Annotated in this window: 20 protein-coding genes; 6 read left to right on the plus strand and 14 right to left on the minus strand. The window is 71.3% G+C overall.

The genetic code is table 11. From position 1 onward, the window contains the following. Positions 1-89 precede the first annotated feature (89 nt). From ACF1A1_RS19840 to ACF1A1_RS19850, 3 genes are all read left to right on the plus strand, one after another. Entirely contained in the window at positions 90-257 is a 168-nt protein-coding gene (locus tag ACF1A1_RS19840) for a hypothetical protein (RefSeq protein WP_392001399.1), read from the plus strand. An 81-nt stretch (positions 258-338) separates the two neighbouring features. Next, entirely contained in the window at positions 339-1,535 is a 1,197-nt protein-coding gene (locus tag ACF1A1_RS19845) for a JmjC domain-containing protein (RefSeq protein ID WP_392001401.1), read from the plus strand. After that, complete coding sequence (locus ACF1A1_RS19850; protein WP_392001402.1) at positions 1,469-2,326, plus strand: aldo/keto reductase; 858 nt, start codon at positions 1,469-1,471, stop codon at positions 2,324-2,326. Before ACF1A1_RS19845 ends, ACF1A1_RS19850 begins: the two co-directional genes overlap by 67 nt. Here ACF1A1_RS19850 and ACF1A1_RS19855 read toward each other — a convergent pair. The 8 genes from ACF1A1_RS19855 to ACF1A1_RS19890 form a co-directional block, all read right to left on the minus strand. Beyond that, positions 2,314-3,171 carry a hypothetical protein gene (locus tag ACF1A1_RS19855; RefSeq protein WP_392001403.1) on the minus strand — a complete coding sequence of 286 codons (858 nt, stop codon included), beginning with the start codon at positions 3,169-3,171 and terminating at the stop codon, positions 2,314-2,316. The genes ACF1A1_RS19850 and ACF1A1_RS19855 overlap by 13 nt on opposite strands. Positions 3,172-3,359: 188 nt before the next feature. Next, positions 3,360-4,196: a GNAT family N-acetyltransferase gene (locus ACF1A1_RS19860; protein WP_392001405.1), complete on the minus strand. Its 837-nt coding sequence runs from the start codon at positions 4,194-4,196 to the stop codon at positions 3,360-3,362. Beyond that, positions 4,193-4,747: a hypothetical protein gene (locus tag ACF1A1_RS19865; protein ID WP_392001406.1), complete on the minus strand. Its 555-nt coding sequence runs from the start codon at positions 4,745-4,747 to the stop codon at positions 4,193-4,195. The genes ACF1A1_RS19860 and ACF1A1_RS19865 overlap by 4 nt, the downstream gene beginning before the upstream one ends. A gap of 52 nt (positions 4,748-4,799) precedes the next feature. Continuing rightward, a complete protein-coding gene (locus ACF1A1_RS19870) occupies positions 4,800-5,606 on the minus strand; it encodes an alpha/beta fold hydrolase (protein WP_392001407.1) in 807 nt (268 codons plus the stop codon). A 138-nt stretch (positions 5,607-5,744) separates the two neighbouring features. Continuing rightward, complete coding sequence (locus ACF1A1_RS19875; protein WP_392001408.1) at positions 5,745-6,263, minus strand: DUF2267 domain-containing protein; 519 nt, start codon at positions 6,261-6,263, stop codon at positions 5,745-5,747. A 335-nt stretch (positions 6,264-6,598) separates the two neighbouring features. Beyond that, positions 6,599-7,024 (minus strand): Hsp20/alpha crystallin family protein, encoded by a 426-nt coding sequence (locus tag ACF1A1_RS19880; RefSeq protein ID WP_392001409.1) that lies wholly within the window; start codon positions 7,022-7,024, stop codon positions 6,599-6,601. Between the two features lie 256 nt (positions 7,025-7,280). After that, positions 7,281-8,081, minus strand: a complete 801-nt coding sequence (locus ACF1A1_RS19885) for a hypothetical protein (RefSeq protein ID WP_392001411.1) — start codon at positions 8,079-8,081, stop codon at positions 7,281-7,283. A gap of 173 nt (positions 8,082-8,254) precedes the next feature. Next, positions 8,255-9,208, minus strand: a complete 954-nt coding sequence (locus ACF1A1_RS19890) for a GlxA family transcriptional regulator (protein ID WP_392001412.1) — start codon at positions 9,206-9,208, stop codon at positions 8,255-8,257. A gap of 319 nt (positions 9,209-9,527) precedes the next feature. Here ACF1A1_RS19890 and ACF1A1_RS19895 point away from each other — a divergent pair, with 319 nt between their 5' ends. Next, positions 9,528-9,977, plus strand: a complete 450-nt coding sequence (locus ACF1A1_RS19895; protein ID WP_392001413.1) for a hypothetical protein — start codon at positions 9,528-9,530, stop codon at positions 9,975-9,977. A 98-nt stretch (positions 9,978-10,075) separates the two neighbouring features. Next, positions 10,076-11,581 (plus strand): alginate lyase family protein, encoded by a 1,506-nt coding sequence (locus ACF1A1_RS19900; RefSeq protein ID WP_392001414.1) that lies wholly within the window; start codon positions 10,076-10,078, stop codon positions 11,579-11,581. 130 nt (positions 11,582-11,711) lie between these two features. Here ACF1A1_RS19900 and ACF1A1_RS19905 read toward each other — a convergent pair whose 3' ends face one another. Then, positions 11,712-13,310, minus strand: coding sequence for an MFS transporter (locus ACF1A1_RS19905; protein ID WP_392001416.1), 1,599 nt, complete (start codon positions 13,308-13,310; stop codon positions 11,712-11,714). 553 nt (positions 13,311-13,863) lie between these two features. Continuing rightward, positions 13,864-15,174 carry a DUF445 domain-containing protein gene (locus ACF1A1_RS19910; RefSeq protein WP_392001418.1) on the minus strand — a complete coding sequence of 437 codons (1,311 nt, stop codon included), beginning with the start codon at positions 15,172-15,174 and terminating at the stop codon, positions 13,864-13,866. Between the two features lie 178 nt (positions 15,175-15,352). Between ACF1A1_RS19910 and ACF1A1_RS19915 the strand changes: the two genes are divergently transcribed. Next, complete coding sequence (locus ACF1A1_RS19915) at positions 15,353-16,711, plus strand: SGNH/GDSL hydrolase family protein (RefSeq protein WP_392001420.1); 1,359 nt, start codon at positions 15,353-15,355, stop codon at positions 16,709-16,711. A gap of 31 nt (positions 16,712-16,742) precedes the next feature. Here the strand turns inward: ACF1A1_RS19915 and ACF1A1_RS19920 are convergent, their stop codons facing one another. Genes ACF1A1_RS19920 through ACF1A1_RS19935 form a run of 4 tightly spaced genes read right to left on the minus strand, consistent with a single transcriptional unit; the run spans position 16,743 to position 20,214 of the window. After that, positions 16,743-17,516 (minus strand): DUF1707 domain-containing protein, encoded by a 774-nt coding sequence (locus tag ACF1A1_RS19920; protein WP_392001422.1) that lies wholly within the window; start codon positions 17,514-17,516, stop codon positions 16,743-16,745. A 10-nt stretch (positions 17,517-17,526) separates the two neighbouring features. After that, positions 17,527-18,546 (minus strand): ATP-binding cassette domain-containing protein, encoded by a 1,020-nt coding sequence (locus ACF1A1_RS19925; RefSeq protein ID WP_392001423.1) that lies wholly within the window; start codon positions 18,544-18,546, stop codon positions 17,527-17,529. A gap of 8 nt (positions 18,547-18,554) precedes the next feature. Then, positions 18,555-19,421 carry an ABC transporter permease gene (locus tag ACF1A1_RS19930; protein WP_392001425.1) on the minus strand — a complete coding sequence of 289 codons (867 nt, stop codon included), beginning with the start codon at positions 19,419-19,421 and terminating at the stop codon, positions 18,555-18,557. Beyond that, on the minus strand, positions 19,414-20,214 hold the full coding sequence (locus tag ACF1A1_RS19935) for an ABC transporter permease (protein ID WP_392001426.1): 801 nt from the start codon (positions 20,212-20,214) through the stop codon (positions 19,414-19,416). Before ACF1A1_RS19935 ends, ACF1A1_RS19930 begins: the two co-directional genes overlap by 8 nt. Between the last annotated feature and the right edge of the window lie 161 nt (positions 20,215-20,375).

Below are 20,375 nucleotides of genomic sequence, written 5' to 3' on the forward strand. Positions count from 1 at the left end.
TCGAGGAGTGGCCCAGAGACGCAGAGTGACTGACCCTTCAGGCTGCTCCCTAGTTCCTTTGAGAGTCCATAAGTGGAAAGGAGGACGAGGTGGCAGAGAGTGCGACGTCATCGCAGGCCCAAAGCGGCCTTCTGGTGGCGGTGGAAGAGCTGACCGCCGTCCACGACCGGTACGACAGCCTCCGGTCCGACAACGCCGGCAGTTCCGGCGACGCGCCATGGCCGGGCGGTGACGGCAACCTGCACGACAGCGAGTAGCGGCAGACAGCGGGGGCCGGCACGGTCCGCCGTCTCGGTCCCCGCTGTGTCTGCACACGTCGATCTCATCAGGAGGCAGTGATGGAACACCGGTTGATCGGCGCCATCGAAGCGGCGCTCGGCTGGAGTGGTGCGGAAGACCTCGGCAAGGGCTTCGTACGGGGTAGCACGGACGATCCGGCGCTGATGTCCCGCATCCTGAGCCCGAACCGCATGCTCGACATCGCCATGCGCAGGAGCTTGAACCGCCCGCAGTTCCGGGTCTTTCGTGAGAGCGAGGAGGTTCATCCGGCCGTCTACTTCACCGACAGCGTCAGCCCGCGCGGCCAGAGCATTCCCATGGTCAACATGCACAGCCTTGGGAGGCTCTTGCGTGAGGGAGCAACTGTCATCCTCGACCAGGCCAACGTCTTCGACCCGACGATGGAAGTCACGTGCCGGGCGTTGCAGTGGTGGTCGCACGAGCGGGTGCAGGTCAACGCCTACCTGACCACGAACGAAGCATCCGGCTTCCCACTGCACTGGGACGACCACGATGTGCTGATCGTGCAGCTCGCAGGAGAGAAGGAGTGGGAGGTGCGCGGAGCTTCACGGGCAGTGCCCATGTACCGCGACGCCGATCCCAACATCACACCGAGCAACGACATCATCTGGTCGGGGATCATGAAAGCCGGCGATGTGATGCACATTCCCCGAGGCTACTGGCATCGGGCGACCCGCGACGGCCATGGATCAGGGAAGAGTCTTCACGTCACGTTCGGCATCACCAAGCGCACGGGGGCGAGCTGGCTCGCCTGGTTGGGCGACTGGTGCCGCGAGAACGAGATCTTCCGACATGACCTGGACCGCCGGCAGGGGGCTGGCACCGGGGTTCTGACCGATGCCGCGAATCGGCTGATCGCCGAGCGGTCCCCTGCCGACTTCCTGGCCGCGTACGAGCAGGCGATGCCGCTTACCAGGCAGGTGCCCTTCCTCGACGTCTTCGGACACCTCGACGCCGTGGTGTGCACCACCCACTTCCCTCCCCGGATCCGTGAGAACGAGAAGACGGTCGATGTGCTGGCCTCCGGGAAGAAGCTCACGTTCAGGCCGACGGCTCTGCCCGCACTGCGACTGCTGCTGAGCGGCCGACCGGTCAGCCTGAACCGGGCGGTGCCGGTCGTCGGGTCCGAGGTGGTGGAGACCGCCGAAGTGCTGGTGGAGGAGGAAATGTGCGCGTCGCTGACCCCCGAGTTGCTCTCGGGCTACACCGGTCTCGTCACGAACGGTGTCTCCTGACTCGCGCGTTGGACCTAGGCGTCACCGTCATCGACACCAGCACCAACTACCTCGGCTTCCTTTCGCATGAGACCTTGTCGAGGACAGCCGGCGATCTGATGCCGAAGTTCACGATCTCCACGAAGGTCGGCTATTTCCGGAGACCGGGCCGGGCGGAGCACTCACTCGACCCTCTTCGGCTGCGTGCGGCCATAGAACAGACTGTTCGGGACCTCGGGCGGGAGCCGGACCTGGTGTTCCTGCACAACCCGGAACACTCGCTGCACGAGACTGCTCGTCACAGCAGGGACGCACTGGCCCGCGCTTGTACCGCCCTTGAGGACGCCACGGCCAGAGGGCTGTGCGGCGCCTGGGGCATCGCGTCCTGGGATCCAACGAGGCTGTCAGGTCTGATCCAAACGTCCGTGCCAAGGCCGTCCGTGCTCATGGTTCGCGCCGGCCTGCTGGTCGGCGCCAGAACGCTCGATGCCGCGGACGCCCTTTCTGCAGCCTGGCGCTTGGACGACGGCATGGTGTGGGGCATGAGTCCCTTCGGAGGCAGTACGAACACGCCGGTGTGGGACCGGGTCGACCCCCGCGTCTTTCTCCGAGACGGTGCGAATTCCTCACGAGTACAGGCGGCCTTCCGGGCCGCTTACCTCCTGCCACAGGTAGGCACGGTTGCCGTGGGTACCAATGAACCCACCCACCTGAGCGAACTGATCAGCGCCCTGGCCTGTGAGGTCGACGAGCGGGCGATCGACGAGTACCGGAGCCTCCTCAGAGACCATGTGCGAAGTCAGCCCGCGTGAAGCTCCGCGGCAACCTGCTCCGCCATACGACGCGCAGGTTCCAGTCGCGGGTCCTCCGGGTGCGCATCCGGGCCGAGAATCTTCGAGCACGTGAAAAGTGTCATCAGTTTGCCGTCCCGGCTTTCGAAGTCGTGACGCCGCTCCCGCCGGACGCGATCGGCCAGAGCCGGGACAGCGAGCGAGCTTCCCCACAGTGTCGCGGAGTCCAGCCCTCGCGGCGCATTCCCCCAGTCCTCCCAGTCGAAGAGACAGAGCGTCGGCGCCGTCATGTTGGCCCAGTTCAGATCCGCGTGAGCCGGCGCCCACTGTTCGACGGTCGTGTCGAAGTCGCCCGGGACTACGGTCTGGATGGTCTCGGTGACGAGAGTCTGTGTGATGGGGACGGTGTCCGGCGTGGCGAGGCGCCTGGTGTGCTGAGCCGCGAGCGCGTCCAGCGAAGTGTTGAGCGCCCGCCACCACGCATCGGTCAGCTTCGGGTCTTCGCTCAGTACGGCGGTGCCGACGGGTACTCCGGGCAGAAGCTCAGTCTCGTCGGCCCGCCACATCACAGGTTCGTCAGCGTCCCGCCAGACCACACATCCCCGCCATGCCGGCTGAGCGATGTTCGCCAGGCGCGCGGCGCATTCGGTGCCGTTCCACCCTTGGTCGCCGATCTTGTCCAGCGAGCGGCGTTCCACCCGCACCCAGGTGTCGCGGTCTGTCCGGGCTCCCACCGAGCGGCGCTTGCGCACCACCGTGTCCGGGGCGAAGCGCACCTGGAGGGACCGCTCGACACGATCAAGGATCTCGTCAACCGGCTGAACTCGTAGATCAACCGCGACACCAGGGGAGACCGAGAGCGTCATGAAGGCGACCGTAGCAGCGAGCCAGGCCGTGGCGCGCGGAGCCTTTCAGGTCGAAGTTCCGGGGCCTTCCGGGTGGGAGGGATCGTCAAGTTCTCTGAACGGGGTCCGGATCTGGTCTGTGGGAGGCACGGGCGTGCCCGCCTCTCGTCCGGTCCTGCGACCGGCTGCCTCGCCTCCGGCGGACGAAGTCACTGTCCCCTGGCCGGCTGGTTGGCGATCAGTAGCGTTGTGTCGGTTGGGCGGAAGCCCAGGCCGGCGTAGAGGCGGGCGACGCGTTCCTCGGCGTAGGCGAGGAAGACGGTGTGGACGTCGTGGGTGCGGGCGTGGGTGGCGAGGGCTGTGGTGACGGCGGCGGCGAGGCCCTGGCGGCGGGCTGTGGGGAGGGTGCAGACGCCGCCGATTTCGGTGGTGCCGTGGCAGGGGTGGTAGTGGCCCGCGGCCAAGGGGGTGTCGTCCTGGGTGAAGGCGGCGATCAGGACTTTGTGGCCGGCGCGGAGGGACGGGCGGGTCGTTTCCGGGGTGCCGTCGGCCGTCAGTTTCCCGGTCGCCGTCGCGAGTTCGCGGGGGCCTGCCGTGGTGTCGGGGGTGAAGGACAGGGTCGGGAGGGCCAGGACGGCGGGGAGGGCGGGGTCGTCCGCGGTCACGGTTCGGAGGGTGATGCCCTCGGGGAGGGGCTGTGGGGGGAGTTGGTGGTTCCGGGGCAGGGTCATCAGGGGGCGTTCCGCCACCGGGAGGCCTGCCGCTTCGACGCGTGCGCGCAGTGTCGGTGTCACCTCCGCCAGCCACTCGAAGGACTCCGGTACGCCCAGCTCGCGCTGTCGGGTGCGGACCCGGGCGATGTCGGTGGCGGTGACCGTCGCGGAGTCCGAGGCCGGGCGGGCGTGGCTCGGGCCGCCGTAGTAGGGGGTGCCCGGCTCCCTTCGTACGAAGAGGCGCAGGGAGCCGTGGTCCTCGGCTTCGGCGAAGAGCAGCGGCACGGTGGCGTAGTACTGCTCTATTCGGTCGCGCGGCGACTTGTCGATCATGTGGCACATCCCGTCACAGGGGTATTGCAGGGGGCATCACGGGAGACACGGCCGGCCCGTGGTCGTTCGGCTGGGGCAGGGTCCTCGTCCGGTGCCGGCCGGACGCGCCTCGCTGCCGCGTTCCGGATCCTCCTCGTGCGGCCGTGCTCGGCCAGGAAGGCGAGGGCGGGCGTCGGGATGTCCGGGGTCTCGGTCAGCTTGAGGTGGAGCCAGTTCGAGGCGTCCGCCAGGGCGGTGGGGGCCCAGGGGTGGGAGAGGGCGATGGCTCGTAGGAGGGTCCACTCGTGGAGGCGGGTGGTCAGGAAGGGGTCGTCGGTCGTGGCCTGGAGCATCGACCGGGACCAGGGCTCGTAGGCGGGTGTCCGGTGGAGGGCCGCCGCACGGTGGTCCAGGTGGTGGAGGACCGCCGAGCGGGCCATCGTCCGGTCCGGGTCGGTGAGGACGGCGCGGACCAGGCGCCCTTCGTCGGCGGGGGCCACCTGGCGGAGGGCCTGGAGGTACTCGGCGTAACGCGCGTGCTCGGGTGGCTCGTCCGAGGGGGCGGAGGTCATGGGGTGCCTTCGGTTTCGGCGACGGCAACGGCGTTGGCGTTGGCGTCGTTGATCACTCGGCGTTCCGGAGGAACGACGTGACCGACTGGTGGAGTGCCCGCGGTTGGTCCAGGTGCACGTCGTGGCCCGCGTCCGGTACGACCGCCACCTGTGTGTCGGACGGGCGGCGGGAGCGCATCTCCGTCATCTCCGCCGCCGGCATCGTCCCCTTCTCGCCCCGCACGAGGAGCGTCGGACAGCTCACCCTCGCCCACTCCGCCCAGTAGTCCCGCGTGGCCGGCTCGGCCACCGCCGCGATCATCGTGTCGCGGTCCACGCGCGCGTGGCCGCCGTCCTCCCGCCAGTCCAGGCCGTCGGCCCAGCTCTCGTGGCCGAGGAAGGCCGTCGCCGCGCGGCGGGAGGGGAAGGGGACCGGCCAGCTGTCCAGCCAGCCGGCGATCTGCGCGGGCAGCTCCGCGTTGCGGCCCGCCGGGCCCGCCTCCACCAGGATCAGGGACGTGACCAGGGACGGGTGGGCCGCCGCCGTCAGCAGGGCCGTCAGGCCGCCCAGGGACTGGCCCAGGAGGACGGCCGGCGCCAGGGACAGCTCCTGGAGCACGGTTACGGCGTCCCGTACGGCCGCCGCCCCGGTCATGTCGGCGGGGGTGCGGGTGCTCGCGCCGTGGCCGCGGGCGTCGTAGCGCACCACGCGGTGGCCGTCGGCCAGGAGACGGGCGGCCAGGTCGTCCCATTCGGCCAGATGGCCCGCCAGGCCGTGGAGGAGGAGGACGGGGGGTGCCGTGGCGTGCGCCGGGGTGTCGTCCCGGCAGGCGAGGCGGATGCCGTCGGGGGTGGTGAGGAACTCGGTCGACGTGGTCAACTCGGCTGCCTGTCCTGGTCGCTCGGGCGGACGAACCCCGACAGCCTCTCCCCTCCCCCACCGCCGCCGCCAGCGAATTGCCGTACGGCGGCGGGGCGGTGGCCCGGTGCCGGTCGGGTCGGGTCGGGTCAGGTCAGGTCAGGGTCGACCAGGTCGAATTCGCTGGGATGGGACCGCCGGGGTCAGTTCCGCCTTGCCGAACAACAGGGCGTAGCCCGGTGGGAGTTGGGCCAGGACGCGGTCGATCAGGTCCTCGCCGGTCAGCTTCGGCAGGACGCTGAGGACGGAGCTGACGTCCCAGCGGGCCGTGGCCGGGGTGGCGCCCTCGATGCGGGCGGCGATCGTGTCGACGAACTCCGGTGCCGACTGCGGGCGGGTCACCGGGATCTGCGACGCGATCACTCCGGCCGCCTCCCTGGGGAGCGCGCGGGCCAGGGCCACGCGCTCGTCGCCGGTGACGTGGCCGCCGAGGGCGGACAGGACGATACGGGTGACGCGTTCCGCCTCCGCGGTGGTCGGGTACTGGCCCGTCTCCTTCACCGACGCGATCAGTTCGGTCCAGCCGTCGTCATCGGGCACCCGCATCCGCTGCGGGCCGGGGATCACGGTCCTCGCCGTGTGCGTGTACGACGAGTGGTCGGTCGTCGTCGCGGTCATCCTTCGGGCTCCTCCTCTGGGTCCGGTGCGCCTGGGTCCGTGCGGCTGGATGCGTGCGGCCGGATGCGTGCGGCTGGGTCCCATGTGCATGGGCCCGGGGTGCATGGGTCCGATGTGCCTGGATCCGGTGGGGCTGGATTCGGTGGGGTTGGGTCCGGGGGCTGGGTCCGGTGGGGCTGGGTTCGGTGGGGCTGGATCCGGTGCAGTGCTTCTGGGGGAGGGGGATGGTGGTGGGTGGGCAGGGATTGGCGCGTCCCGCGCCCCCTGGAGACACCGGGGCGCGGGACGCGCGGGGGAGGCGTTCACTCGCTCAACTGGTCATCCGGCGCGGGCGCTCAGCCGCTGAGCTGCTTGCGTTCCTCGCCGCCGCCCGAGATCTGGATGCGGCGCGGCTTGGCCTGTTCGGCCACGGGGATGCGCAGGGTCAGGACGCCGGCCTCGTACGAGGCGTCGATACGGTCCGTGTCGAGGGTGTCGCCGAGGAAGAGCTGGCGGGTGAAGGTGCCCGTCGGGCGCTCGGCGACCAGCAGTTCCGCGCCCTCGGGGGCGGGGGAACGGCGCTCGCAGCGGATGTTGAGGACGTTGCGTTCCACGTCCAGCTCGATCGTCTCGGGGTCGATGCCGGGGAGGTCGAAGTGGACGAGGAACTCGTCCCCGGACCGGTAGGCGTCCATCGCCATCGCGGCGGGGCGGTTGGTGGCACCGAGGACCTGTTGCGTGAGTCGGTCCAGTTCACGGAACGGGTCGGTTCGCATGAGCATCACAGTCCACTCCTCTCGTCAGGCGCTGTCTGTGCGATGCCCTACGGCTACTTATATAACTCCGAGGAGGAAACTTGACAACCCCCGACTCAGGTTCGGGGTAACGCCTGGTCGGGGCACTAGCCTCGAGGCAGTCTCCGGCAGCTTTCGAAGACGGACGAAGAAGCCGCGACGGCGACGAGACGAAGATCGAGACGAAGTACAAGGCACCACCCACCGAGGGCGCCGGCTCACCGAGGGCGCCGCCCGCCGAGGGCTACCTCCCCAAGGCCGACCGCAGCGTCACCCCGTACAGCCGTCGCAGCCGCCGTATCTCCCACACCGACAGGGCCGTCACCGACAGGGGGCCGCCCAGCAGGAAGGTGTAGAGGACCAGCGGCGGGGCGGCGACCTCCGGGTCGTCGAGCATGGCCAGGCCGAAGGGGGACCAGACCAGGAGCGGGGAGAGCAGCGGCGGCAGCAGTTCGTGGACGTCGCCCACGCGGAAGCTCGAGTTGACGCCGTAGACGACGAGCAGCAGCGTGAGGGGCACTCCGAGGAGGAGGCCGACGAGGCAGGCCAGGCCGCCGATGAGGAACAGCAGCATCACCAGCAGGCCGACGAGGATGCCGTGGTAGCCGATGTCGGCCGTGGAGACGACGTCCCCCTTCAGGCACGCCACCATGAACCAGCACGCCCCGAAGCTCAGCAGGATCGCGCCGACGGTGAGCAGCGGGCCGCGCAGGCGTCGGGCGTACACGCCGGTGAGCGGGGATCGGGCCGCGCAGATGAAGGCCGTCACGGCGAGGAACGCGGTCGTGAACATGATCACGCCGGCGAAGAGCAGGTCCTCCAGCTTGCCCAGGACGAACTGCTCGCGGCCCTCGGTGATCGGGTAGGCCATCACCAGCCACACCGTCGCCACCAGTCCGACGCCCGTACGGGCCCACTGCAGGCCTCGTACGACCGGGTCGTCGATGCGGTCGGGCCGGGACGGCGCGGCGAGGCGCGTGGCCATGGCGTGCGGGTTGGGCATGGAGCGGAAGGGCGCGGACGTGGTCCGGCCTGTGGTGTTCACGCGTGCGTCTCCCCCGAGTACGTGTTCGCGGTTCACGCGTTCGCGTGCGCCACGGCGCGACACCTTATCGGATCTTTACCGCCGTAGTGATCATGCTCAGGGCTCCGTAGTGATCACGTTCGAGGCTGCGGGCAGCCGTCACGCTCGGGGTTCCGCAGTGATCACGCCCGCGATCACGCTCGGGTCCGGAACGCCCGCCGGTACGCCTGCGGGCTCGTCCCCACCACCCGGCGGAACCGTTCCCGGAAGGCCGTCGGCGAGCCGAACCCCGTCTGGGCCGCGATCCGTTCCACCGGGTACGCCGTCGTCTCCAGCAGGTACTGCGCCCGCCGCACCCGCGCCCGGTGCAGCCACTGGAGGGGAGTCGTGCCGGCCTGTTCGCGGAAGCGGCGGTTGAGGGTGCGGGTGCTCATGCCCGCGTGGGCGGCGATCTCGTCCAGGGTGAGGTCGCGGTGGCAGTGCTCCTCCAGCCAGCGCAGCACCGGTTCGAGGGTGGCCCCGGCGGGGGCCGGTGGCAGGTCGTGGACGATGAACTGGGCCTGGCCGCCCTCCCGTTCGAGCGGCATGACGGACATCCGGGCGGCCTGCGCGGCGACGGCCGAGCCGTGGTCCTTGCGGATCATGTGCAGGCACATGTCCATGGCCGCGGCGGCCCCGGCCGAGGTGAGGAACTGGCCGTTGTCGACGTACAGCACGTTCGGGTCGACCGTCACCTTCGGGTACCGCTCGGCCAGGTCACGGGCCGCGATCCAGTGGGTGGTCGCGCGCAGCCCGTCCAGCAGGCCCGTCGCGGCGAAGAGGAAGGCGCCGACGCAGATCGAGGCGATGCGCGTGCCGTTCGCCGCCGCCTCGCACAGGGCCTCCGTGACGCCGGCCGGCAACGGGTCGGGCGGGTCCTCGACACCGGGCAGGACGATCGTGTCCGCTTCCGCGAGGGCCTCCAGGCCGTACGGCGCCCGCACCGTGAACGCCCCCGCGCTCACCTCGCCCGACGGCGACGCGGAACACACCCGCACCCGGTACGCCTCCCGCCCGTCGGGCAGCCGCGCCCAGCCGAAGGCGTCGATCGGTGCGGACAGGTCGAAGGGCACGACCCGGTCGAGGGCCAGTACGGCGACGGTGTGCATGGCGAGAGCGTAGGCAGACGACGGGTTACGGCCAACCCCGCCTGGGTCCCGTCCGCCCACGACCGCACGTCCGGCCGACGCCGACCAGCAGGTCCGGACGGGCCCCTCAAAAGGTCCCGGCCACCCCGACCAGCCGGTCCAGCCACCCCGACCAGCGGGCCGACCACCCCGACCAGCGGGCCCCAACCCAACGGCCCGGCCACCCCCGACCAGCACGTCCGGGCACCCCGACCACCAGCTCCCGCCCCTGGCGAGAATCCGTCGACCTCTGGCACTCCCGCCACTTCTGCGCGGTCCGCGGCCCGCCTACCGTCACCCCGTGACCAAGTTCCTCCTCGCCGTCCACGTCCTCGCCGCGATCGTCGCCGTCGGTCCCGTCACCGTCGCGGCCAGCATGTTCCCGCCCGCCGCCCGCCGCGCCCTGGCCGCGCCCGACGACACCCGCGCCGCCGAGACCGTACGACTGCTGCACCGCATCTGCCGGGTGTACGCGGCCGTCGGCATCGCCGTCCCCGTCTTCGGGTTCTTCACGGCGAGCGCAATGGGCGTGATGGGCGACGCCTGGCTGATCGTGTCGACCGTGCTGACCTTCCTGGCGGCGATCGTCCTGGTCGTCCTCGTCCTGCCCCGCCAGGAGACCCTCGTCGAGGGCACCGGGACCCGTGAGGCGACGGTGCAACTGGCCATGTTCACCGGGGTGTTCAACCTGCTGTGGGCGGTGGTGACCGTTCTGATGATCGTCCGGCCGGGATCGACGACCGGAGCGTAGACGGCTCTTCCGTCGCCCGGTTTTCGTTATCGTGCCGGGCCCTGCCGCGTCTCCCTCGCATGCACTCGACTCGACCTCGACAGATCAGCCGCCGGAGCATGCTGAAGGCCGCGTCCGCGGCGGCCGGGGCCACCGCCGTGGCCACGGGTGCCACCGCCCTGGGCGTCGGCACCACCGGGACCGCTGCCGCCGCCGGCGGCTACGCGCACCCCGGGCTCCTGCACACCCGCGCCGACCTGGAGCGCATGGCCGCCAAGGTGAAGGCCGGCGCCGCGCCTCACACCGCCGGGTACGCCAAGCTGACCGCCAACCGCCACGCGCAGAGCGGCTGGACGGCCAACCCACAGGAGACCGTCTACCGGGGCGGAGGCAGCCCGCAGAACTACGTCACCCTCTACAACGACGTGCACGCCGCCTACCAGAACGCCCTGCGCTACCACGTCGGCGGCGACAGCGCGCACGCCGACACCGCCGTCGCGATCCTCAACGCCTGGTCGGCGAAGCTGACGTCGCTCGAAGGATCCGCCGACCGGTTCCTCGCGGCCGGTCTGTACGGCTACCAGATCGCCAACGCGGCCGAACTCGTCCGGGACCGCGACGACTTCGAACTCGACCGCTTCCGGAAGATGCTGACCACCGTCTTCGCCCCGCTCAGCGAGAGCTTCCTGACGGACCACAACAACGCGGTCGTCACCAACTACTGGCCCAACTGGGACCTCACCGCCCTCGCCTGCGTCCTCGCCACCGGCATCTTCTGCGACGACGAGGCGCGGGTGGAGCGGGCCGTCGAGTACTTCAAGAACGGCGCCGGCCTCGGCTCGGTCAAGAACGCCATCCCCGTCGTCCACGACGACGGCCTCGCCGAATGGCTGGAGGCCGGCCGCGACCAGGGGCACGCCCTGCTCGGCGTCGGCCTCATGGGCACCGTCTGCGAGATGGCCTGGAACCAGGGCATCGACCTGTACGGCTACGACGACAGTCGTTTCCTCAAGGGCGCCCAGTACGTCGCCAAGTGGAGCCTGGGCGGGGACGTCGCCTACACCGCCAACACCCGCAAGAAGGGCGCGATCGGCGGCTGGTCGGGCACGGAGACCGCCTCCGACGCGGCCGCCGTCGACCCGGCCATGACCCGCCCGATCTGGGCGATGATCGCCAACCACTACACCAAGCGCCGGGGCCTGTCCGCCTCCTACCTCACCCGCATCGCCGCCAAGGCCGCGCCGGAGGGCGGCGGCGGGGACTACGGCCCCAACAGCGGCGGCTTCGACCAACTCGGCTTCGGCACGCTGGCGTTCACGCGCGACAAGGCGGCGGACACCTCGGCCGGTGCGGGCGGCCGGCCGTCGGCGAGCGCCTCGACGCCGACGCCCGCCTCCGGCGCGAAGGGTTCGCCGGCGAGCCCGTCTGCCTCCGGGACCGGATCCGCCGCCTCCGTGGCCGGGGCGGCGCCCAGCCCGGCCGGCGGGAGGAGCGGCGACCTCGCCTCCACCGGTTCCACCGAGGTCGTCGCCTGGACCGCCGCCACCGGTATCACCGCCCTCGCGGGCGGACTGCTGTTGCTGCGGCGGAGGGGCCGGGCGGGAGGCGGGGCCCACAGCAAGTAGGGGGAAGGGGCGCGGCGTTGGGGCCCCACCCCGGTCCCAGCCTCGGGCTCCGCCTTGGGCCCCCGCCCTGGTCCCCGCCTCGGGCGTTGGGGCCCCCGCCCCGGGTCCCCGCCCCGGGGAGTCGGGGGCGTTACGCCGTGGCCGTCGTCGGCCCCTGAGGCCCCTGAGGCCCCGGACCCTGGGGGCCCTGCGGCCCCTGGGTGCCGTGTCCCCCAGACCCCCGTGTCCCCCCGGCCGTCACCTTCGTCCGCGCCTTCGTCGCCGCCGCCGTCAGCGGCTTGGCGATGTCCTCCAGGGAGCGCCGCTCCGCCCGTACGGCGAGCAGCGCGGCGACCAGGCCGGCCGCGCACATCAGGGTGGCGCCGATCTGGAAGGCGAGGACCGTGTCGCCGACCTTGCCCGTGCCGGTGAGGTCGGCGAACAGCAGGGGGCCGCTGATGCCGCCGGCGGCGGTGCCGAGGGCGTAGAAGAAGGCGATGGACATCGCCCGGGTCTCCATCGGGAAGACCTCGGAGACCGTGAGGTACGCGCTGGAGGCGCCCGCCGACGCGAAGAACAGCACCGCGCACCAGCAGGCGGTGAGGGTGCCCGCGCTCAGCGAGCCGCTGTCGAACAGCCAGGCCGTGCCGAACAGCAGCAGGCCGGACAGCAGGTACGTCGACGAGATCATCACCCGGCGGCCGACCGTGTCGAACAGCTTGCCCAGCAGCAGCGGGCCGCAGAAGTTGCCGAGGGCGATGACGGCGAAGTAGTAGCCGGTGTTGCCGCTCGGCACGTCGAAGAAGGTCGTCAGGATCGCGCCGAAGCCGAAGGTGATCGCGTTGTAGAGGAAGGCCTGGCCGATGAAGAGGGAGAAGCCGAGGATCGCCCGTCGGCGGTAGTCGGAGAAGACGGTGCGGCCGATCTCGACGAAGGACACGCTGCGGCGCTGGTGGATGGTGATCTCACCCTGGGCGGGCGGGAGCGGCTCGCCCCTCTCGGCCTCGATGCGCCGTTCGATGGAGGAGACGATCCGTTCCGCCTCGCCGTCGCGGCCGTGGATCAGCAGCCAGCGCGGGCTCTCCGGGACGTGGCGTCGTACGAGGAGGATCACCAGGGCGAGGACGGCGCCGAGCGCGAACGTCAGCCGCCACCCCATGTCCTTCGGGAAGACGTCCGTGTTCAGCGCGACGATCGACAGCAGCGAACCGCCGACCGCGCCCAGCCAGAAGCTGCCGTTGATCATCAGGTCGACGCGGCCCCGGTACTCCGCCGGGATCAGTTCGTCGATCGCCGAGTTGATCGCCGCGTACTCGCCGCCGATGCCGAAGCCGGTGAGGAAGCGGAAGAGCAGGAACCACCAGGTGTCGAAGGAGAACGCGGTGAGGGCGGTGGCCGCGAGATACACCGCGAGCGTGATCATGAAGAGTTTTTTACGGCCCCAGCGGTCGGTCAGCCGGCCCCAGAAGAGGGCGCCGAGGCAGGCGCCCGCCACGTACAGCGCGGCCGCGATGCCGGTGACCTCCCCGGAGGAGATCGGCAGGCCGCTGCCGGGCTCCGACAGGCGGCTCGCGATGTTGCCGACGACCGTGACTTCGAGGCCGTCGAGGATCCACACGGTGCCGAGACCGATCACGATCGTCCAGTGCCAGCGCGACCAGGGGAGACGGTCGAGGCGGGCGGGGATGCTGCTGGTGATGGTCCGACCGGTCCCAGCGGGTTCGCTGCCGCTGGCCTCTGCGGTGGTCATGGGCTCCCTCCTCGTCGAGCGGAAACCTCGATCGGGTGCCCGGGCGCTGCCGCTTTACGCCCCCGGGCAGGTGAGGTGCCCCTCACCGAGGTGGGGTGCCCGTCGCCGAGGTGGGGTGCCCGTCGCCGAGGTGGGGTGCCCGTCGCCGAGAAGTGCGGTCCGCCGGCGCGGGACCTGGTGGGGGCTGCCGCCCCCAGGCCCCCGCTTCGGCCCTGAACGGGCCTCGTCCTCAAACGCCGGACGGGCTGGATCACCCGCGCCGGCGCCGAGGAACCGACACCCCGGGGTGAGAAAGTCGGCGTCCGGGGCATGAGAAGGCCCGCGCCGCGGGCGTCAGGAAGCCCCGGTGCCACGGCTGTCAGGAAGCAGACGCCCCGGGCGTCAGAGGGCCGGCGCCCCGGGCGTCAGAGGGCCGGCGCCCCAGGCGTCAGGAAGCCGGCACCCCTGGGCGTCAGAAGGCCGGCGTCAAGGCGCACAGGCGCCGGAAAGCCGGCCCGCCGCGCCGCGCCGCCGCGCCGCGACCGCGCCCCCCTACGCCCGCCCCCCTACGCCCCTACGCCCCCAGCCACCGCGCCACCGTATAGATCAACAACCCCGCCAGCGAACCCACCACCGTGCCGTTGATCCGGATGAACTGGAGGTCGCGGCCGATGTGGGCCTCGATCTTGCGGGTGGTGTGCTCGGCGTCCCAGCCGGCCACCGTGTCGGTGATGAGGGAGGTGATCTCCTTGCGGTACGTCGTCACGACGTGCACCGCCGCGCCCTCGACCCAGCTGTCGACCTTCTCCTGGACCTTGGGCTCGGTGGCCATGCGCGAGCCGAGGGAGAGCAGGGCGGCCCGCACCCGCAGCCGCAGCTCGCTGCGCTCGTCCTCCGCCGCCGCGACGATCATGGATCGTACGGCGGACCAGGCGGAGGCGATGAGGTCCTGGACCTCGCCACGGCCCAGCACCTCGCCCTTGAGCCGCTCGACCCGCGCGCGCGTGTCGGTGTCGGACTGGAGGTCGGAGGCGAAGTCGGCGAGGAACCGGTCGAGGGCGCCCCGCGCCGGGTGGGTCGGCATGTCCCGCATTTCCGCGCAGAACCGCAGCAGCTCCTTGTAGACGCGCTCGCCGACCTTGCGGTCGACGAACTTCGGCGTCCAGCCGGGCGCGCCGCCCTGGACCGCGTCCATCACGGAGTCGGAGTGCAGCACCAGCCAGTCGTGGGCCCGGGAGACCACCAGGTCGACGGCCCGCCGGTGACCGCCGTCCGCGACGATCTTCTCCAGCATCTTCCCCATGCCGGGCGCGATCTCCTGCGCGTCGGCCCGCCGCGTGATCGCCTCGCCGACCACCGCCTGGACGTCCGAGTCACGCAGCACCGTCAGCGCGCCCCGCAGGGCCGTCGCCAGCTCCGCCGTCACCCGGTCCGCGTGCTCCGGCTCCGCCAGCCAGGCGCCCAGCCGGCTGCCGATGCCGACCGCGCGCAGCCGCTGCCGTACGACGTCCCTGGACAGGAAGTTCTCCCCGACGAACTCACCGAGGGAGATGCCCAGCTGGTCCTTCTTGGTGGGGATGATCGCCGTGTGCGGGATGGGCAGGCCCAGCGGGTGCCGGAAGAGCGCGGTGACGGCGAACCAGTCGGCGAGCGCGCCGACCATGCCGGCCTCCGCGGCCGCCGCCACGTACCCCGCCCAGGCTCCGGCTCCCTGGTGGGAGGCCCACTCGGCGACGACGTACACCACGGCCACGAACAGCAGCAGCCCGGTCGCGGTGAGCTTCATGCGCCGCACCCCGCGCCGGCGCTCCTCGTCGGCGGCACTGAAGACCGTCATGGCGCGCGCCGCGGCGACGCCTTTTTCTTCCGTTTCCGTATGATCCATCCGCTCCACCCGTTCCGGATCCCCCACGTCACCCACGCAAACATTGTCCCTACTTGACCGACTCCTGGAACGGAACAGGAGTTCCCCACGTCTGTCAGGTGGGGGAGTTCAACGGCGACCTCCTGTGCATGAAGGTCCGGAGCCTCGCCGCTCCCTCGCCCGAGGAGAACACACCCGCATGACCAAGCCTCACGACGGGGTCGTGGGGGTTTCCCCCACCCGGCACGGCGCCCTGTTGTCCGCGATCCTCGCCGTGATCGTGACCTTCTCGGCAGTCATCTACCTCGGGGTCGGTGCCGGACACGGCCGCAGCGACGACACCCTCGCCGTGCCCGGCTCGGCGCACAACCCCGCCGCTCCCGTCTCGACGGGCGTCTGGGTCGGCACCTGGGCCGCCGCCCCCGTCGGCAGCGAGCCCCTCACCGAGACCGGCGGCATGGCGGGGCGCACGGTGCGCAACGTCGTCCACACCAGCGTCGGCGGGACCAGCGCCCGCATCACCCTGTCCAACCTCTACGGCACCCAGCCGCTGACCGTCACCGCCGCCACGATCGCCGTCGCGTCGGGCGCCGGCCCGTCCGCCGAGGCCGACACCCTGCGCCGGCTCACCTTCAACGGCGTGCCGACACTCGTCGTCCGGCCCGGCGGGCAGGCCGTCAGCGACGCCGTCGCCCTGGCCGTCCCGGCGGACTCCGACATCCTGGTCAGCACCTACACTCCCGTCTCCTCCGGTCCGGTCACGTACCACCGGCACGCCCGGCAGACCAGCTACGTCGCCGACGGCGAGCACACCGAGGACGTGACGGGGACCGCGTACACCGGGCAGAGCACGTACTGGCGCTACCTCACCGCGCTCGACGTCCTCAGCAACGAGGCCGACGGCACCGTCGTCGCCTTCGGCGACTCCATCACCGACGGCGTCACCTCCACCGCCGGCGCCAACCGCCGCTGGCCCGACGTGCTCTCCGACCGGCTGCGCGCCGCCGTCGCCTCCGGCGCGGACGCGCCGCGCTACGGCGTCGTCAACGAGGGCATCAGCGGCAACCAGGTCCTCGCCGACGGGCGGGGCCGCCCCGCGAACAACCCGAGCGGCCTCAACCGCTTCGAACGGGACGTCCTCGACCGCCCGAACGTGAAGGTCGTCGTCATCGACCTCGGCGTCAACGACATCCTGCGCAACCGCACCCTCGCCGACCCCGACGCCGTCGTCGACGGCCTGCGCACCCTCGTCGACCGCGCGCACTCCCGCGGCATCAAGGTCGTCGGCACCACCCTCATGCCGTTCCGCGGCCACCGCGGCTACACCGACGCCCGCGAGGACGTACGCCGCCGGATCAACGAGATGATCCGCTCGGGCACGGTCTTCGACGAACTCGCCGACGTCGACAAGGCCCTGCGCGACCCGTACGACCCGCGCCGCCTGCGGTCGGACTACGACTCGGGCGACCACCTGCACCCCAGCGACCACGGGTACCGGCGGATGGCGGAGGTCATCGAACCGGGTCAGTTGACGGGATCGGCACCGGCCCGGCTGTGAAGCCGGTCCGGGCTCGGGCGACCGCCGGCGGTCAGTCCTCGTGGCGGCGCTCGCGACGCTGTTCCCGGCGCTCCTCCCGGTGCTCCCGCCGCAGATCCCCGTGGCCCTCCAGCATCCGCCGGTGGGCCCGGTGGATGTCGTCGCGGAAGGAGGTGTGCGGTTCCTGCGCCACGGCCCTGCGGTCCCGCTTCTCCTCCCGCCGCGCGGCCCGTGTCCGCTTGCGCTCGATCCCGACCCCGCCCCAGAAGGCGAACCCGGTCACCACCACGCGCGGCGCCCCCGGCTCCCCCGGAACGCCCGTCTCCCGCTGGTCGAAGCCGCCCATCACGCCGATCCCGCGGACGACGACCTCGACGCCCGGCGGCACCACGATCTGCACCCCGCCCATGATCGCGACACAGTTGATCTCGACCTCCCCGGCGGCGAAGTCCGCCTCGCGCAGGTCGAGTTCGCCGCCGCCCCAGAAGGCGAAGCAGGTGAAGCGCCGGGGCACCGTCCAGTGCCCCCTGCGCTGGAAGCCGGACATCACGGCCACGGCCCGCCTCGACGACCCCTCTCCGCCGACGATCCGCCCGGTGCCGTCCCCGCCCGCCCGCGTCTCCTTCTCCAGGGAGACCGCGACCGGCAGGTCCCGGGTGATCGGCGCCAGCTCGCCGTACGTCCGCGCCCGGTACGTCGCGTCCAGCCGCTCCTCGAACTCCGCCATGTCGAGCCGGCCCTCGGCGAGGGCGTCCCGCAGGACCTCGGCGACCCGCTCGCGATCGGCGTCGGAGGCGCGGAGGTCCGGGACTGCGTCGTCGGTCATACACGGCAGCCTACGAGTTACCGGCGCCCGGTACCACGGTCTCCCGTTCGGCGTACATCTTCGCGATCACCGCCTCGATGTCCGGCTCCCGCACCGACAGGTCCACCAGCGGATACTCCGCCGCGATCCGCGCCACCAGCGGAGCCGCCGACTCCGACGCCGGGAAGGCCAGCCACTGCCGCGGACCGTCCACCCGTACCACCCGGGCCGACGGGCCCGCCTCGATCGGCGGCAGCTCCCGTTCCAGGTCCACCACCAGCGTCCGCTCGCTCTCGCCCGCCTCGTGCAGGCCGTCGAGGGAACCGTCGTGGACCAGGCGGCCCTGGTCGATGACCATCACCCGGGAGCACAGCTGCTCGATGTCCTGGAGGTCATGGGTGGTGAGCAGGACCGTGGTGCCGCGCTCGGCGTTCAGCTCGCGCAGGAACTCCCGCACCCGCGCCTTGGAGACCACGTCCAGGCCGATCGTCGGCTCGTCGAGGTAGAGCACCTCGGGATCGTGCAGGAGGGCGGCCGCGATGTCACCGCGCATCCGCTGCCCCAGCGACAGCTGCCGTACGGGCACGTCCAGCAGCGCGGACAGGTCCAGGAGTTCGACCAGACGGTCGAGGTTCTCGCGGTAACGGGCGTCCGGGATGCGGTACATGCGGTGCATCAGCCGGTAGGAGTCGATCAGCGGGAGGTCCCACCACAGCGTCGTGCGCTGCCCGAACACCACCCCTATACGGTGCGCCAGGCGCGTCCGCTCCCGGGACGGGTCGATGCCCGCCACCCGCAGCCGGCCGCCGCTCGGGGTCAGGATCCCCGTCAACATCTTGATCGTCGTCGACTTCCCGGCGCCGTTCGGCCCGATGTAGCCGACCATCTCGCCGCGCGCCACGGTGAAGGAGATCGCGTCGACCGCCCGCACCCGCCGCGTCTCCCGCTTCAGGAAGCCGGCCCGCTTGCGCACGTCGAAGACCTTCTCCACCCGGTCGAGCTCGATGAACGACGTCTCCGCCTCCGATGCCCCGCCGACCACCGCGTCCATGACCTCCCCTAACTTCCCGTACTCCGGTACGACCGCAGCCCCGCCCGCCAGGCCAGCCCCGCCAGCGCACAGCACGCCACCGCCACCAGCGGCGGCGTGAACGCCGCCCACTCCGGCAGCCCCAGCGGATACGGCCGCCCCAGCACATAGGCGGCGGGCACCCAGTTGACGAAGGCCAACGGCATCACGAACGTCACCCCGCGCACCAGGTCCTTGCCGAACACGGTCGGCGGGTATTGCAACAGCGTCTGACCGCCGTAGGTGAACGCGGCCTGCGCCTCCGACGCGTCCTGCGTCACGAACTGGAACGCGGCGCCCGCCACGAACACCGCGCAGAAGATCCCGGCTCCGCTGGCCAGCATCACCGGCAGCAGCAGCACCTTGAGCGGCGTCCACTCGACGTCCATCGCGGCCAGCGCGTAGCCCAGCACCAGCACGGCCTGGGTGATCCGGCCGACGCGGCGCAGCGCGAACCGGTCCGCGGCGACCTGGGCGAGCACCGGCGCGGGCCGCACCAGGAGCGTGTCGAGCGTGCCGTCGCGCACCCGCTGGCCCAGCCGGCCCGTCGAACCGATCGCCAGGTCGGCGAAGCCGAAGGACAGCGCGGCCAGGCCGTAGAGGAAGGCGATCTCGGGCAGCGTGTAGCCGCCGAGCACGTCGACCCGGGAGAACATCAGCAAGATCGCGACAAAGTCGAGGCCGGTCACCACGATCCCGCCCAACGCGGTCATCACGAAGGACAGCCGGTAGGCCAGGGTCGAGCGGATCCACATCCCGGCGATCAGCCGGTAGGCCCGCAGCCCCTCCAGCACCCTGCCGCCGCGGCCGGCCTCCCCCTCCACGACCTTCCCACCGGTCCCGACGGTGTCAGCCACCCTGCACCACCACCCGCCGGGTCGCCGCCGCCTGCACCAGCCGGCCCGCCGTCAGCAGCACCACCGCCCAGACCATCTGAAAGGCGTACGTACGCCACGGATCGGCCTCCCCCATCAGGACGTCCGCCGGCATCTGGAGCATCGCCGCCCACGGCAGCGCGCGCACCACCTCGCCGAGCATCCCCGGGAAGACGTTCAGCGGCAGCACCATCCCCGTGCAGAACATGCCGGTGACTATCAGCATCTGCAACGCGCCCGTGCCGTCCAGCAGCCAGAACCCGCTCAGCGCGACCAGATACCGGATCGCGAAACTGACGACCATCGCGAGCGCCACCGCGACCACGAAGTGCGCCCACAGCAGCGGATCGCCCGGAACGGCCGTCGGGAAGACCAGCATCCCGAACCCGAACGGGATCACCCCGCGCCCCAGCAACTGGAACAGCGACCGCCCCAGGTCACCCGCCAGCCACCACAGTTGGAGGTCGGCCGGCCGGTACAGGTCGATCGCCACGTCACCGGTGCGGACGCGTTCCATCAGCTCGGACTCGAACCCGCCGCCCTGCAACGCCAGCGTCGCGAACAGCGCCTGCCCCAGCCACACGTAGGTGACCGCCTGCGCCTGGTCGTAGCCCCCGAGCTGCGGCCGCTCGTCCCACAACGCCAGGTAGGTGTAGCAGAGGATCAGGCCGAAAACGGTGTTGGTGAACACCCCCGCGGCCGTGGCCGCCCGATAGGTCGCGTACCTTCGGAAACCCCCCGCTGCGACGGCCGCGTACAACCGCGCGGAACCCACGGCAACCGTCCTCCCAGACTCGCGGACACCGAAGCGCAGGAGCCTAGTCCGCCGGTACGGTCGCGTGCCACGCGATTTCCGGGCACGAAGCGTCCCGCAACGCGTGCCGATTGTCGGGAACGGAACGCTTGGTGCGAGAGTCTTCAACAGGGGGCGCAGAA

Source organism: Streptomyces sp. NPDC014995, assembly GCF_043080745.1.
Taxonomy (GTDB): Bacteria; Actinomycetota; Actinomycetes; order Streptomycetales; family Streptomycetaceae; genus Streptomyces.